Origin of the sequence: Mesorhizobium sp. B2-3-10 (assembly GCF_006442275.1) — a bacterium.
GTDB classification, from domain to species: Bacteria; Pseudomonadota; Alphaproteobacteria; order Rhizobiales; family Rhizobiaceae; genus Mesorhizobium; species Mesorhizobium australicum.
In genome coordinates this window covers 1-14,347 of record NZ_VFVT01000005.1, presented here as the reverse complement: position 1 = coordinate 14,347, position 14,347 = coordinate 1, and the positions used below count along the sequence as shown (strand labels likewise).

Genomic DNA, 14,347 nt, shown 5'->3' with positions numbered 1-14,347 from the left:
CTGACCCTAACTCCATTTGATTCTTGTGCCGTCGCCGTAGGTGTTCCATCCACCAAAGCTGCTGAGGCCCGTGCTGGCGCCAGCGGAGGCGCCGCCACCGGCAGCCCCAAACAGTCCGGGCACCGCGAGACTGGCGCCACCTGTGAATGGAGCCGCAGCGAGGGATGCGAGGCCGACCAGATTGTTGAAGCCCGCCTGTTGCGATGCAGCCTTGGCGGCGTTGTTGGAGCCAATCGTCGCCGCGACGCTGTTGTTGAAGTTCTGGGTATTGCCCTGCTGGGTAAGTCCGGAGCTGACCAGATTGGCGAGAGACCCAATCTGGGTCGCGGATTGCTGATTCAGAGCACCCGTCGCGAGGCTGTAGAGGCTGCCTTGCTTGGATAGCTCGGAATCGCGGGCGGTCTGCGCGATGCCGCTCATGTCGCGGGAGAGTTGGTCTTTCTGACCGGAAACAACGCCGAACCGCGCTGACCGCGCCTGTGCCGCAGCGGTACTGTCCGCCTGCCCGAATCGCGCCAGCGCCTTCTCGTCGGACGTGGCCGTGGATGCGGCATTGTCGTTGATGGCCTTGAGGTTGGTGGCCTTATAGTCGGCCAAATAATCCTTGAGCCACGGGATGTCGTCGGGGTTGTAGTCGGTCGACAGCTTCGTCATCCAGTCGAGCGAGCTTTGCGCGATGCCCTTGTAGGTGTCCTGGAGGGCTTGGTCTTCGGCCGAGAGGGGGAGCGCACTGCGCACCGTAGCGTAGGTGCCGTCCGGTTGTTTTACGCGCTCAACCTTGGTACCAGCGACGTTGTCAATCTGCGTCTCAAAATCAGCCTGTGCGGGAATAGGCGTTATCGGCGTCTTAGGTGAGCTTAATCCCAACTACTGAACTTCTCTTGCAAGTGAATAATAGCTTACGCTGTCCTTCTGGCAATATATATTAAAGCCATTCCGCCGCAGGAAGCGACCGCACACGGGGTTATCGGTTGCGGCGAGGAATAAGTCGTAGTGCGCCAATAGAAAGGCTTTAAGCTTCTCGCGCACTTCGTCGGTGAGCCAATGACCACGGCGGGCAGGAATAACCCATGCGTTACCCCAGCCCCAGGTCGGACTCTCGGGATGTTCCTTGATGGCGACGAGACCGTAAGGCTCCCCGTCATCAAGAACCGCATATTCTCCGCCACCCCAAAGGCTCATGAACTCGCGCGCCTCCGGATGCTCCAACATGCCCGTGTAGTCCAGCATGCCCAAGGTGGCGGGGATGAGGTTCATTAATATGCGTAGACGACCGCCGAGACGTAACCAGAGTCCGCGAACCCGCCCGTTCCCTGTACCTTCACGTCAAAGGCGGACGACGACCGGCTGCCCAGCCCCGACCACGCACCGGAGGCATTCTCAGAGGTGATGATCACCGCATAATTGATGTCCGCCATCGTTGGCGAGAGCGTCACGGTGTACTGGCCGGTCGAGTTTTTCACGACCGATCCGATGTTGTGAGAGGAGAGGATAGTCGCGCCTCCCACGCCGTTGAAAGAAACCCACGCTTTGGCAAAAGCGCGGTTCGTGGCCTTCCCGTTAACCGACAGCGCGCCATTCACGGTTACGGACCCGCTTACCGTGGCGGTGCCGCTTACGAACAGCGAGTTGGAAATGCCAACGTTCGTCACGGAAACCGTGTCGGTGCGCGTGACCGCGGTCACTATGCCAGCGCTATTCAACGTCAGCGTCGGCAGGACGTAGGTGCCGGAGGTGACGTTGACGGGGAAGCTGGAGGCGTCCAGCAGCCCGAACGAGGTGCCGCTGACGCCGTCAGCGACAAGAACGTAACCCGCGGGTGCCGGGCCACTGTCGATCGCCGAGGTGGAGACCAAGCCCCACACAGAGTTCGCTCCGTTATTCGTGAGAAACTTGCCCGATTGGCCAACAACGCTGGGCGCTGTCCGCGCATCGATGTCGTTTAAGCCCTGAAAGGCCTTGTTCAGGTCGCCATCCACCTTGACCGAGGAAATGGCGACGCCATTAGCACGGTCTGTCTGATACTTGGTCGTGTTGACGGAGTGGTTTGTGGGAGTATAACCGCCAGAGGGGCGCTCCCAATTGGCCGCATGGACAGAAGCAGCTATAAGTGCTGCCGCACTAGCTAAGAGAATGAGTTTACTGCGCACATACTTATCTTCCGATTGGTCTAAATCCGAGCAGGTTTATTGGACCGCTCGTAGCTGAAAACGATATTCTCACACTAAAGGCCTTGTCGGCGAGAAACTTGTCGGAGACGACGGGGTTCATCGTACCGGCGCCCCATCCGTCTTCGTCCCATTGAGCTTCGTCCCATTGCGACCCGCCCCCGGCAGCAACAACCTGAGTCGTCACGACGTTCTGCTCGTTGAAATCGACCATGCGATCGAGATTGAAGGTGATGTTGGCGGTATCCTCCAGCAGGATTTCCCAAGCCCTGTTACCCCACCGCCCACCGCGCGACTGCCATGGCACCCACCAGAGCGCGTTGATGGCGTTCCCGTCGTCCGAATAGTCCTCGCCAACCAGCGGGTCGGTGCCGTTGGCGTAGCAATAGGCCTGGTCGGCGCACATAATCATCAGACGACCGTCGCCGAGTGGGATAAATGCATTGGCATCGGCGAAATAGCCGGCGAATTGCGTCCAGCCCTTCGCCTTATCGTTGAGGACGTACACCATCAGGTTGTCGTCATCGAGCTTGTAGCCAAACAGCCCGTCCCGCGGATAATTGAAGCTCCGGGCGAGGCGGTAAGAGGTATCGTCGACCATCAGCGCGGCAATCTTTCGGCCGAATTCGGAATCCTGGTTGCTGCCGATGTCGGCTGTGACCTCGACGCCGTCCGTCTGCACCTGCACCGAAAGCGTCCGCAACCCGTAGGGCGAGACGAACGCCACATCGTTCGGCATTTTCTGTACCAGTTTTTGGTGGACGAGGCCGATTTCCAACGTTTTAAGGGGGATGAAGCCGCCGATCTGGCTGGGGTCATAACCCTGGTAGAGGTACGTTTTCAGTCGCCCATGGAAGACCATCGCGCCGTTGAAATCCGAGATAGCCAGAAGCTCGTCAAACACGCCGGCCTTGTTCTGGATGTTCAGGAAGGCGACCTCCTGTGTGCTATCGACGGTGCCTTGGTCGAACCAGGCATTCTCGTTGTTGGCGGCGGAGGTGTAGAACACCTTCATGCCCTCAGACCCGCGGTACACCCGAGGCTTCGAAACGCCGCCACTCAGTGCCCACAGGATGTCGTTGGCCGTCCACATGAAGGAGAACGGTGGCGGAGTGTTGAAGTATTCCACTGACGAGATGGCTTGGGATGAGCCCGGAAAAGGTGTGCCGCTCACCACCAGGGTGCGAACGGTTCCGACGAGCGTTGAGGACGTTATCGTGCCCACGACTACGCCAGCGACCGCGAAGGTGACGCGAACCTTCCTGCCGACCGGATAATCGGTGCGACCGGGCGCCGGCACCAGGGAAATGCTGTTGTTGGCCACCCACGTATAGGTCGAGGCCTGGAGGTCTTGCACATACTCGCCAAGGTCCGTCACTGTGGTGCCGTCATAGGCGAAGTTCGGGTCGACGCCGTTGTAGAAAATCAGCTTTCCGTTGAACTGTGTGGCGCCGAGAAGGCCAGACGATGAGAGACCGGACTTGACCGTCGCATAGGTGTTCAGGCTCTCGTCAAAGCGACGCAAGGTGAAGTCGTCCCCTAGATGCAGCGTCTCGATCGTCCCGTCGGCACGGCGGAACTGCCAGCCGTCCAGCGTATCAGCAGGCGCCGCCGGACCTTTCTTGCCCATGCCGAAGCGCAGCGACCCGGAACCCGCCTTCTTCTTGTTCGGAAGGATGTTGAGGAGCTGGCGGGCGTTCTGGGATGAATTGAGCAGCGTGGGGCTCAGCGACGAATTGGCTAGCTGGCGCGGAAACAGAGTCAGCAGCCCTCCCTCAAAGATACCGGGGCGGGTGGCGACCATTAGTGGCCCTTCACCCGGGTTTCAGCAGCCGGGCGCTGGCCGAGCAGGAACAGGATGAGACTGTCCATCAGGCCGTCAAACGTGCCCTTGGTGAATTGCAGCTCGGAACCGACAAGCTTGTCCCGTTCATCATAGGCGAGCGTATACAGCGCCGCCCATTCGAGAACTTCGTGATGCACCACGGGGATGAGAATGTCAGCCTCCAGGGTGTCCGCCGTCAGCGCGGCCGGAGGCGGGATGTAAGGCACTTTGAGGACGGTGCTGTTGAGAGGATAAGTCTCCAGGCCACCGAACCGCACATCGTAACTGCACGGCGTGCCCGTGGCGGACAGGCCGGCATCTTCAAGCTCGACATCAGCGGTAGAGCGTCGATCGAGCCTGCGGTAGCCGTTGTTTTTGTCGAAGACGGCAAGGACTTCGTGAACGGGTTCAGCGAAATCCCCGGCGCCGTCCGTCACCGTCACTTCCTGCGTCTTGCGGTAAAGCGACGGGCAGGCCTTGGCGCAGCGGGCGTAGACCAGGCTGTAGCCCTTGTTCAAGTAGCGGAGGATGCGGTCGAGGTCGTCAACGGCACCGGTATTGCCTACCAGCGCCTGGCTTTTGATGTTGGCGATAATCTCAGCAGCATTCACGTCCACGTGCTTTCATAAATTTACTAGGGGCATTTTCCCGCCCCCAAGGGATTAGCCGTTGTAGCCGATCACTTCCGCGATGATGGTATCGCCGTTGGCATAGCTGCCATCAGCAATCGTCAGCACGTTGGCGCTCGTACCGGTGCCGATCGTCACCGCACCGGAAGCGCCACGACGGACGTTGGCGGAGCTGGTGATGGAGACGCTTTTCACAACCTGAATTTTCTTCACGTTGTTGAACGTCACCGTCTTCGTTCCGCCGCCAGCGGTCACGGCGACCACGGCCACGTCGGCCGCGCAGGGCCGGACGGTGCCGTCAGCCAGTTGAAGGTTGAGTTGACTCATTTTCTGAGACTTTCGTTATCGTTGATAGACCACCACGGCACGGACGGTGTCACCCACCGCCAGCGTACCGGATGTCGCGTTGCTGCCGGTCACGGTGACAGTCGCGCCACTGCGGCTAACCGTCAGCGGCTTAGCTGTGCCGCTCACATCCGTGGTCGTGAAGTTGACGCCCAGGATATTGGAGGAGCCACGCGGGGCGGGAATGTCGAACGTGAAGCTCTGGCTCCCGGAAACCAGGGAGACCGCTTCGACGTACCCCACGATAGGGGCCATTCCGCCCAGATCGGGCGCCTTGCGCGAGGTGATGGTGCTGCTGGTATCGGCGGCGTGGGCGCAGAAAGCTGCGCCCAACATCGCCAGACCCATGAACAGAGAGAGGTTCTTGTTCATGATGTCACCTACAGACCGCCCTTGGCGCTCGTGAACAGGTGAGCAGCCGCATAGTCTTCGTTGGTGTTGCCATCAACGAGCTTCTTGAAGCCCATCACGTTCCGCCAGGCCCACAGAGTGTCGCGGCCATGGTCATCACCTACCTTGGTGACGATCATGTTGCCGTTGTTGCTCATGCTGTACTTGATGGACGTGTCCGGTTCGGCCTCCTTGCCGTAGGCGACCACCATGGCACCCTTACCCAGGATGAGGTTGTGCGCCACGTTGATGCCAGCTGCACCAACACCGGAGAGAAGGAGCACATCATTCTCGGTATCGACGGGGTCGAGACCGTAAATGAGGCAGCCTTCGTACTCGCCGACGAAGTTCGAGCCGGAGATGACGTCGAACAGCGCGTTGTCCTTCTGGAGGACGGCGGTCTTGAAGTTCGTGTCCTTCTTCAGGTCGCGGATGGCGGCCGGGTGGAAGAGACCGATGAACTTCTCGACCACGGAGTCGTCCTTGAGGATGACTTCCGCGGGCTGCATGAAGCCGATGCCGGTGGACTGCGTGCGGAACTTCGTGATGGCGTCGCCGAGGAGGTCCAGCGACAGCTTGTCGTCGGTCGCATCCACGTTGGCCAGCGCGGTCGCGTGGGTCGCGTTGTAGTTGGCTTCGGCGGAACCGTAGAGGTAACGCTTCTGCGTCCGGCCGGCAGTCACGTCGGTCAGGGCCTGGAGCACCTTCACCATGGCAAAGCGGCCAGATTGCTCACCCAGAGCTTCACTGGTGTCCTTATCGACATCGATCTTGGTCCGGGTCTTGTTCATGGTGCGGTTTTTCACCTGAAGCTCATCGCCGTACTCGTTCAGCGTGATGCTGTCCTTACCGTAGGTGATGGAGCTGCCGGTGCCTTCCAGGCGCTGGTCGCCCGTCTTCACCGTCGAGGTGCTGGTCGGAGCGCGGAAAGCGTAATCCTTCGTGTCACCTTCGCCGGATTCAAGGGTTTCCTTGATGATGGCGCCTTTGAGGGTCATGCCGCCGTTACCGTCGGCCATGATGTTGAGCAGCGGGAACTTGTTGAAGTGCTGCGTAAGTGCGGTATCCGCCCACTGTTTGCGGGCGAGAGTACCGTTAGTTGCAATAGTCGCTGTAGACACGACTTTACCCTTTTTTTAGTTTATAAACGCTCGAACACGAGCCTCACGGGCGCTCTTAGGCGCCGGAAGCTCCTCTTGTTCCGCAGCGGGTGTGTTTTCAGTTTCTGCCTGAGTGGTGACAGGTTTCGGGTTTGCCTTCAGCGCAGCGATTTCGGCGTTGGCGGCACGGAGCTTGGCGGCAAGCGCGCGAGCGCCACCACCATTCGTCTGTACCTCCCGGAAATCTTCGAGCGCGGCCTTACCTTCATCCATGGCGAAGTAAAGCACGTCGTCAGGCGACGTTTGCTCGTATTTCGCCCGGAGTTCCGGGTCATTGGCCACAGCGAAGTCAAAAGCCTGTAGGATTTCGCCCTGCGCAGTCTTGTCGCCATATACCTTCGTCAAGCCGCGCTGGACGGTGGGATTATGGTAATCCTCCGCAAACCGGGCTTGCAGTTGCTGGATATGGCCGTCTTCGCCTGGTTCGGGCAGCTCTTTCCGGTCAATAACTGCGTCGATGTAGCCGCGTTCAACGCCTACAGCGGTTGCAATCTCATCCCGGTCGAGCAGGCCGTCCGCTTCGAGCTTCCGGATTGCCTTGCGAAGCGTTTCCGCTTCGCCTTTCGTCGCGGAGTACTTATCGCGAAGGTCCTTCGTCTGCTGCTTCAGGAATTCGGTATCCGGAATCTTGTCCGTCACCGCCTCCGTGGGCTCTTCCTCTTCCTTGGCTGTCTCGCCTTCCTCTTCGGGCTCAGCTTCTGCCTTGGGGGCTTCTTCTACCAGAGCGGGGTCGGTCTCGGGCTTGGTCCAGCCATCTTCGGCTTCGCCAGCACCATCCGTCTCGCCCGGTTGCTCTAAAGGTTGTTGGTCATCGCTAGGTGTCGTCATCACTCAAATCCCCTTCATTGGGCATTACCGGGCACGCCGCCGGCAGGCATTGAGGGCGGTTTGGCGCCCTGAATAGGTTGGCCCTGAAGCTTGGCAACGAGAGCCTTGAGCTGCTCGTTTTCCTTCGCGGTCGCTTCGGCCTGTTGGATCTTCTGTTGGAAGCCCTGAGCGACTTCCTGGTAGAGCGCGTTCGTCTCGGGGATGCCGATGGTCTTCAGCATTCCGGGCGTGAGAGCCTGCACGTTGGCGCCGTTGGCGATCATGTCGCCCAAGCGCTGCTTGGCATCCTCGTCCACCGTGGCAACGTCGGGCATTTCTTCCAGTGTCACGTCGAAGTTGAGCCCGCGAATGTCGGCCTGACGGACAACATTGCCATCCGGGTCCTTCTCCGGCTTGCCATCGGCGCCCAGCACCGGCGCGTTGATGACCCGCTGCTGGGGCTGACCATCCGAACCGCGAATGGTGAAAACCATGCGGTCATCGAACTTCATCTGCGCCATCGTCGCCATCTTGCGGCTTGCATCACGCTTAGCCAGCCGCAGCAGGTCGATCGGCAGCGCCTGGGTGGTCTGTGTGCCGGCCTTGCGGAGCTGGATAGCCTTGCCGCTGGACGCGTTGGTCTCGGCGCCAGCCGATTCATCAAACACGCCCATGTTGCGCTCGATGTTCTGGACGTGGATTTGCAGGGAGCTTTGGTGCGCCGCCACTTCGTCCAGGTTCTTCTGGATTTCGAGGCTGGAGCCCTTCCGCTTGAAGATGATGCCGTCCGGCCGCGCGACTTCGCTAACAAGCTGATTGGGGTCATCAACGGCATCAGAATCCGCCACCACCTGCCGGGCGGACAGATACCAGTTCAGCTTGCTCATTTTCTTGTTGTAGAGCTTCTGGTCGTCCTTGGAGGCCCGGACCATGCCGAACGGGATGCCGGTATTCTCCTCCCGTTTCAGGCAGATCGGCGTGAGGGGGAAGGCACCCCGGTAATAGTCGAGCTGGTAGGGATATTCGAACTCGTCAAACAGGACACCGCCTGCGAACACGCAGCAGCGCAGCTGATACCCGTCATTCGTGGAATAGCCGCCGTTCTTGTCCTTGGATTCCTTCTCGGCCTCAGCCTTATAGAAGGTGTTGACGATGAGGTTGTCCTTGGAGAGGTAGGTATAAAACTTCTTCGGCACCCGGTAATAAAACCGCACCAGCATCACTTTTTTGGATGCCTTGTCGAAATAACCACAGTTAGCAAAGGTCATGCGGCTGCTGACCATCCCCCTGGGGCACATCATGTTCGCGGAGTTCCATGTGCCGGTGGCTGCGTCGATCTCGGCACCCTTATTGGGGTACTTCATGAACAGCTCATCACGGGTATGCCAGCCAACCAGGCCGCGCCCACGGCTCTTCGAGAAATCCATGGACATGTCCAGCGGGTCGTAAACCACATCAAGCGAGCTGGGGATTTCCTCCTCAATGGTATCGTTGACCGGGATGATGTGGTGCCATGCGAGTCCGCACACGCGCCCCTTGCGCATCGCCTGTGACCATTTGGAGCTGCTGTTGTTGGCGTCCTGGAGGAACAGGATGAGGTCAGTGATGGCGGTGGCCGATTCCTGGGCCTTTTCGTCGGCCGACTTGGCGTCGAACCGCGAGCGCGTGCGCGTCATCACCTCAGTGCCGCTTACGTTGTCGATGCGGAAGGCGAGTTGGTTGGAGACGTAGGGGACGAGGCCGTTCCTAGCTAATTCGTCCTCCTCTTCCTCCGTCCACTGCTTACCTTCGTCAAAATCAAAGGCCTCGGCTGCCCCATCGAAAAAGGCGCAATACAGCGGAGAGCCTATGAAGCTCTCGAAAAGGTCGCGGGCATATTGGTGCCGGTCAGCCTCGTTGCGGGTATCTCGCCAGTCGATGTGCGTTACAGACGTTCAGCAATGACCATGTTGCCGGGGTAGACCTTGTCACCCACGCGCTTGACGGTGTGGTTGCCCTCAATCTTGGAGAGCGGGACGAGGGTCAGGTCAGCGCGCTCGTTCAGCGCCTTGGCGTACAGCTCGTCTTCGGCAGCAATGGCTTGCTGTTCACCGGTCTGTGCCGCCACGCGAGCCGCTTCAGCGTCGGCGGCTGCTGCGGCTTCATTTTCCTGCTTCTGCTTGGCCTTGGCGGCGGCAATCTGTTCCTTGGTGGCGTCGGCGGGAAGGCCGAGGCTTTCGTTCTTATTCGTAAAGCGTGGTGCGGTGGGCATGTTTATTACTTTCGTTGTACCCAAGTAGACAATAAGTAAAGGTTTACCGCAATACCTTTATCGCGTCCAAGCGCTGCCGCCGTTGCCGCCACGCCAATTCGCGGTAAAGGTTTGGGTCTGAAAACCCACGGCAAACTGCCGGAAAGCGTCGGCCGGGTTGGAGGTCCAATCGTGGTAGGGGTGTGACTGGAACACCTTGCGCTTGTCGTCATATTGCTTCCGGTACTGTTTAAGCGCCTCGACGCCCTCCTTGGTATTCTCCCGGTCAAACCAGCACCGCAGCAGCATCGTCCGGCACAGCTCTATGTCCCGCACCACATCGTCAGTCCGGGGCAACACCTCCACCTTGATGCCGTAACCGGCCATAATCTCTTCGATGGATTGCCCGGTGCGAAGGTCTTTGGCCTTGGCGTCATGCGGCATGACGATGCGCCCGAAGTTGTAGCCCTTGGCCTTCAGGTCGTTCAGGATGCCGGCATAGTGCGCCATCTTCTCGCCGCTGTTCCCGTAGTAGCGGATGACACGGTGCCGGAACCCGTTGCGCTCGCTCTGGATGAACCACATCGAGGTGGCATCGTTGAAGCCCAGGTCGAACCACACGTCCACCAGCAGGGCCGGGTCGTGAGGCACGGCGGTAATCTGGCCATTCTCTTCCAGCGTCTGCATTTCACGGGCGAAATAGGCGCCCTGGATGGCGGCTTCGAAGCTGCATTCCAGCTCCTGCGCATACTGGTCGGCGCTCATGGACGCCCGGAGCATTGCCAACTCGGCCGCGGGCAATACGCCGGTCTCTGAGGCCCTGTAGAGCCCTACAAACGTGTCTGGGTCGCCTAGTGCCCGCTGGTAGTCGTCGTAGAACTCGTTGTGGCCCTTGGGCGTCCCTATCTTCGTCCAGCGGCCTTGCCGGTCGGCCAGTGAGGGCAGGATGATGGTGGTATGGAAGCCGTGCCGCATGTCGGCCGGCTCGTCTTCCGTCGCGCGATCGAGATAGAGCCCGCGCATACCGTCGGGGTTATCAGCGCCGAATAACCGGTAGCGGGCGCCATTGGGGAAATCACAACGAAGTTCCGTTTCGTTGTAGGCAATGCCGGGGATGGGAGCGGTGTATTGCTTGACATAATCCCAAGCGATGGCCTTGGCCTGCTTGAGCAGCGGGGCGATATAGGCGGCGCGGTAGTTGGGCAGCCGTTCACCGGTCTGCCAGTGGGATGAGACCAGGCAGGCGCGGATGTCGTCATTGATGCAGCCGACCGTCTTGCCAAAGCGCCGGTGTGCGACGAGCAGGGCATTGCGCTCGGTGCGCTGGTGATACGCCCTGAATTGCGCCCGAGGCCGGTAGGGCAGGATGATTTCGATAGGCTAGTCTTGCCACTTAACGACCAGTGGTTTTTCGGGGTCGCCGCCGAGGGTGAGGTCCTGCTTGTCTCGCCAAAGGTCTGGCCGGCGGTTCTTCAGGAAGAAGATGATGGCGGGTGTGTCAGGCGGTGCGGTCATTTCAAGTGTGACGACTTCGACACGCTCCTCTTCCGATACCTTCTTGGAGGTTTTCGGATCGTACTTGACGCTCTTGAGCTTCACTTCCTTTTGCTGGAAATAATGGGCGCCCATAGCCCGGTCGATGAGCTTTTCAGCCACGCGCCGGTCAGTAACCGCCTTGCCCCTCTTTATGGCCTCGGAAAACTCGGGGTGCGCTTTCTTCCACTCGTAGATGGTATCAACGTGAACGCCGAAGTGCTCAGCCAGGTCAAGGTCAATGGCGCCGATACGGCACAGCTCTTCGGCCTGACCAATAAACTCAGGCTTATAACCAGAAGGGCGTCCAGTACTTGCGATGATTGATTATAGGGGCGGCTGGATTCGGCTGGCAAGGATTAAGCTCACTTGTCAGGAATTGTGCCAGACGGCTTAATGCCCCGAGGTATAAGGCATAGAACGAGAAGCCCTATGCCATGTATATCACCGAACACGCCTACCTACGTGCCGCCCAGCGCCTAGGCTGGACCCGCCAGCAGCTTACCAAAGCTTTACCCATCGCCATGAAGCGAGGCCACCCGCGAGACTATGGCTATGTGTATAATGAGGTGTTTTTCGTTCTCAATGCAGCGCGGGACACGTTGAAAACCATCATATTGGCTTAACCTCTCGCAGTCGCGCGATGGTGCTTTCGCTCACCCCGAATGCTGCTGCCACCTGGCGCGGGTTCTCCCCAGCCTTGAGCCGGTCCAGTGCCGCCCGCCGAGCGTCCGCGCACAGCTTTGGTTTGCGCCCGAACTTCACGCCCCGAGCCATAGCCCGCTCACGGCCGATAGCGGTGTTACGCAGGATGTTCCGCCGCTGCCACTGAGCGGCCCAGCCGACGACATACAGGATAAGGTCTGACATTTCCGATGTGGTGTCGATGAATGGCTCATCGAGCAGCCGCAGGCCGGCGCCGGCTCCCTTCACCGTGCGCAGGATGGTCAGCATGTCCAAGGGGTCGCGCGCGATGCGGTCGGTGACCGTGGCGAGTACCGTGTCGCCTGCCCGCAGACCCAAAAGCATGGACTGAAGCTCTGCCCGATCGGCGTTCTTGCCGCTGCGCTTCTCATGAAATATCTGCTGACATCCTGCCTTGGCCAACCGCTCAAGCTGGTCGGCCAGGTCCTGTCCTTCTGTAGAAACTCTCGCGTATCCGTAAATCATGGCCCCACCCTTTGGCGGCGGCGAAGAGAATATACGCGGATTGCGGGCAGTTTGTTCCATGCCCGCAGATGTTACGAGTTTTGCAATACGGCGACTACTTCTTTAACGGGGCTTTACGTCGGTTAATACCGGCGATTCTGTGCCGGAATCACCATGATTTTGACTGTCGAGGTGGATTCAGAGCCCTCGGCGGTGGCCCGTCAAAACTCGTGATTTTTGGATAAGCGTCCACGTTCGAACCCTCATTCATAGGTGACGCTTGAAACGTAGCGCCGGCATAGCCCTCTTTGCCTTGGGCTTTCTAACCGCATGCAGCCAATCCCCCGCCGAAGAGGTCAAACCCGACCCCCAGAAGGAGCTGCTGGGCCGGTGGGAAAGCCCTGAATTTAGCCGGGCGCACAAGCCACTCTTCGTGCAGGTCGAGGACGGGGGCGCCATCTCATTCCTAAACAAGCAAGCTATGGTCGTCGAAGCGAAATGGATGCGCCTGACCAGCGGCGAGTTGCAGGTGACCTACCCCGCTGGGTCCTCTCGCCGATGCAAGGTGTCAGTGGACAAGCAAATCCTGACGATTGACGACACCAGATGCCTTCAGGGCTGGGATGATGTGCCTCCGGGCGTGTCGCTCATCAAGCAGTAAGCTAGGTTGGTGCACATGCAGCTTACTTTCCCTTGGGCTTGGCGATGATGACCCGGCGCGCCTCCAGCCCGAGGGCTGAAAGCACGCGCGGGCCGACCGCGATGGCACCGCGCAGGGTGGCATTGACCAGGCTGGGTGACAGGCCCAGCCGGGCAGCCGCAGTTGTCTGGTTGCCGTCGTCGGCATCGACTTCGGCTTGGAGCAGGCGGAGGGGTTCGCCCTCTGCCAGGCATTGGACAGTTTCGAGTTTCACTTAGTCGTCTTTCGTTAGTTTACGTGGTTGCCTTGTCAGGACATGGACGGCCATGAAGATGACGGTGATCATGAACAAGGCGAGGCCCAGCAAGAAGAGCTGCAAACTCATCTGTTGCCGGACGGCCGAGGCTTCTTACGGCGCTCCAGCGCGGGAGGCAGCTTGTTGGTCCACAGGTAGATCTTGTGGTCCGGGCCGCCGTTGGCGCTCTTCGCCCAGCGAAACCCCTTCGGGTCGTCGGGGTCGGCGAACAGCACGCCATCCAGTCGCAAGCGGTGGATGGTTTTAGATGGGCAGTTATCGCCCATGTTGGCGATTTCCCGTTGGGTGATGTGGCCCTGCCGGACGGTCAACCAGATAGCCCGGGTTTTCCGGCATTTCTTTTTAATGGTCGGCACCCGTGGCAGTGCAGGGCCGAAACCAAGGACGCTCTTGAGGGAGGAGATAAGGTTCATGACTTAACGCTCCCCTTCGTGTAGAGCCCAGCTCCTTTGCATCCGGTGCAACATGTGCCAACAACTGTATACCCCCCCCTCTCGCGTTGACGGCGGAGGGAGCCAGGGAATTCAGGCAGGCATTCGAACACCGCCGCGCCGGTGCGCTTGTCGAATGTCTTGCGCTCGGCCGTGCAGATTTCACCGGAGCCTTGGCACTTTTCGCACATGCCGAGGGGTGTTCCGGCCGCGTTGACGACCGGAGTTTCTTTGTACTTGAGCGGCAGTGGTTTGCAGCCGGTCATTTCGGGTTGACGAACGCGAGCCATTACACCGCCTCCACATCAATGCCGCTGATGTCCTTGAACACCGCAGCGTCAAAGTTCGGCAGCGCCAGCACGCGCTTGCGGTCGGATACCGATGCCTTGCGCCATGCCTCCTGAAAAGCCTCCTGGTAGGGGATTTTCTTGAGATAGCCGCCAGCGACGTAGAAGAGAGGGTTTGCCTTCTTCTCGGCATCGGTCATGCGGTCGTCATAGACCCACTCGGTGATGGCGAAGCGCAGGAACGACGGCACGTCAGCCTTGTCCCATACAGAGCGCTTGCAGGGCTTATTGAACACCAGGATGTCGTCGGGCTTGACGGTGTTGAAGAAGCCCGTGTTCTGGTCGCCCGTGTTCAGGAAGCCATACTACGTCTCGGCGGCGAAATCGTCGCAGCTGAGGTCGTGGTTGAACAGCCTTTCGGCCCAGATCATGTGCCC

General features: G+C 59.5%; 19 protein-coding genes. 2 read left to right on the top strand and 17 right to left on the bottom strand.

The window, feature by feature from the left end:
- Positions 1–6 precede the first annotated feature (6 nt).
- The 13 genes from FJ943_RS15575 to FJ943_RS15515 form a co-directional block, all read right to left on the bottom strand.
- On the bottom strand, positions 7–867 hold the full coding sequence (locus FJ943_RS15575) for a hypothetical protein (RefSeq protein ID WP_140722736.1): 861 nt from the start codon (positions 865–867) through the stop codon (positions 7–9).
- Entirely contained in the window at positions 868–1,257 is a 390-nt protein-coding gene (locus FJ943_RS15570; RefSeq protein ID WP_140722733.1) for a hypothetical protein, read from the bottom strand.
- Positions 1,257–2,150: a hypothetical protein gene (locus FJ943_RS15565; protein WP_140722732.1), complete on the bottom strand. Its 894-nt coding sequence runs from the start codon at positions 2,148–2,150 to the stop codon at positions 1,257–1,259. The genes FJ943_RS15570 and FJ943_RS15565 overlap by 1 nt, the downstream gene beginning before the upstream one ends.
- Positions 2,151–2,154: 4 nt before the next feature.
- On the bottom strand, positions 2,155–3,972 hold the full coding sequence (locus FJ943_RS15560) for a hypothetical protein (RefSeq protein ID WP_140722729.1): 1,818 nt from the start codon (positions 3,970–3,972) through the stop codon (positions 2,155–2,157).
- Entirely contained in the window at positions 3,972–4,610 is a 639-nt protein-coding gene (locus FJ943_RS15555) for a hypothetical protein (protein ID WP_140722726.1), read from the bottom strand. Before FJ943_RS15555 ends, FJ943_RS15560 begins: the two co-directional genes overlap by 1 nt.
- Before the next feature lie 45 nt (positions 4,611–4,655).
- Entirely contained in the window at positions 4,656–4,949 is a 294-nt protein-coding gene (locus FJ943_RS15550; protein WP_140722723.1) for a hypothetical protein, read from the bottom strand.
- A gap of 15 nt (positions 4,950–4,964) precedes the next feature.
- A complete protein-coding gene (locus tag FJ943_RS15545; protein WP_140722720.1) occupies positions 4,965–5,339 on the bottom strand; it encodes a hypothetical protein in 375 nt (124 codons plus the stop codon).
- 8 nt (positions 5,340–5,347) lie between these two features.
- Positions 5,348–6,478: a DUF4043 family protein gene (locus FJ943_RS15540; RefSeq protein WP_140722717.1), complete on the bottom strand. Its 1,131-nt coding sequence runs from the start codon at positions 6,476–6,478 to the stop codon at positions 5,348–5,350.
- A gap of 15 nt (positions 6,479–6,493) precedes the next feature.
- Entirely contained in the window at positions 6,494–7,345 is an 852-nt protein-coding gene (locus FJ943_RS15535) for a hypothetical protein (RefSeq protein ID WP_140722714.1), read from the bottom strand.
- Positions 7,346–7,359: 14 nt separating this feature from the next.
- Positions 7,360–9,000 carry a hypothetical protein gene (locus tag FJ943_RS15530; protein ID WP_140722711.1) on the bottom strand — a complete coding sequence of 547 codons (1,641 nt, stop codon included), beginning with the start codon at positions 8,998–9,000 and terminating at the stop codon, positions 7,360–7,362.
- A gap of 248 nt (positions 9,001–9,248) precedes the next feature.
- Positions 9,249–9,575 (bottom strand): hypothetical protein, encoded by a 327-nt coding sequence (locus FJ943_RS15525; RefSeq protein ID WP_140722708.1) that lies wholly within the window; start codon positions 9,573–9,575, stop codon positions 9,249–9,251.
- 57 nt (positions 9,576–9,632) lie between these two features.
- Positions 9,633–10,736: a hypothetical protein gene (locus tag FJ943_RS15520; protein ID WP_348642092.1), complete on the bottom strand. Its 1,104-nt coding sequence runs from the start codon at positions 10,734–10,736 to the stop codon at positions 9,633–9,635.
- A 198-nt stretch (positions 10,737–10,934) separates the two neighbouring features.
- Complete coding sequence (locus FJ943_RS15515; RefSeq protein ID WP_181174567.1) at positions 10,935–11,210, bottom strand: hypothetical protein; 276 nt, start codon at positions 11,208–11,210, stop codon at positions 10,935–10,937.
- 314 nt (positions 11,211–11,524) lie between these two features.
- On the opposite strand from FJ943_RS15515, the gene FJ943_RS15505 reads away from it, so the two are divergent.
- On the top strand, positions 11,525–11,713 hold the full coding sequence (locus FJ943_RS15505; protein ID WP_140722697.1) for a hypothetical protein: 189 nt from the start codon (positions 11,525–11,527) through the stop codon (positions 11,711–11,713).
- Here FJ943_RS15505 and FJ943_RS15500 read toward each other — a convergent pair.
- Positions 11,700–12,257 carry a recombinase family protein gene (locus FJ943_RS15500; RefSeq protein WP_140722694.1) on the bottom strand — a complete coding sequence of 186 codons (558 nt, stop codon included), beginning with the start codon at positions 12,255–12,257 and terminating at the stop codon, positions 11,700–11,702. The two genes, FJ943_RS15505 and FJ943_RS15500, sit on opposite strands and share 14 nt — an antisense overlap.
- Before the next feature lie 259 nt (positions 12,258–12,516).
- On the opposite strand from FJ943_RS15500, the gene FJ943_RS15495 reads away from it, so the two are divergent.
- Complete coding sequence (locus tag FJ943_RS15495) at positions 12,517–12,897, top strand: hypothetical protein (protein ID WP_140722692.1); 381 nt, start codon at positions 12,517–12,519, stop codon at positions 12,895–12,897.
- A gap of 22 nt (positions 12,898–12,919) precedes the next feature.
- Here FJ943_RS15495 and FJ943_RS15490 read toward each other — a convergent pair whose 3' ends face one another.
- The 3 genes from FJ943_RS15490 to FJ943_RS15480 all read right to left on the bottom strand — a co-directional run bounded on the left by FJ943_RS15490 (position 12,920) and on the right by FJ943_RS15480 (position 14,206).
- Positions 12,920–13,150, bottom strand: coding sequence for a hypothetical protein (locus FJ943_RS15490; RefSeq protein ID WP_140722689.1), 231 nt, complete (start codon positions 13,148–13,150; stop codon positions 12,920–12,922).
- Positions 13,151–13,257: 107 nt separating this feature from the next.
- Positions 13,258–13,605 (bottom strand): hypothetical protein, encoded by a 348-nt coding sequence (locus tag FJ943_RS15485; RefSeq protein ID WP_140722687.1) that lies wholly within the window; start codon positions 13,603–13,605, stop codon positions 13,258–13,260.
- Between the two features lie 307 nt (positions 13,606–13,912).
- Positions 13,913–14,206, bottom strand: coding sequence for a hypothetical protein (locus FJ943_RS15480; protein WP_140722684.1), 294 nt, complete (start codon positions 14,204–14,206; stop codon positions 13,913–13,915).
- Positions 14,207–14,347 lie beyond the last annotated feature (141 nt).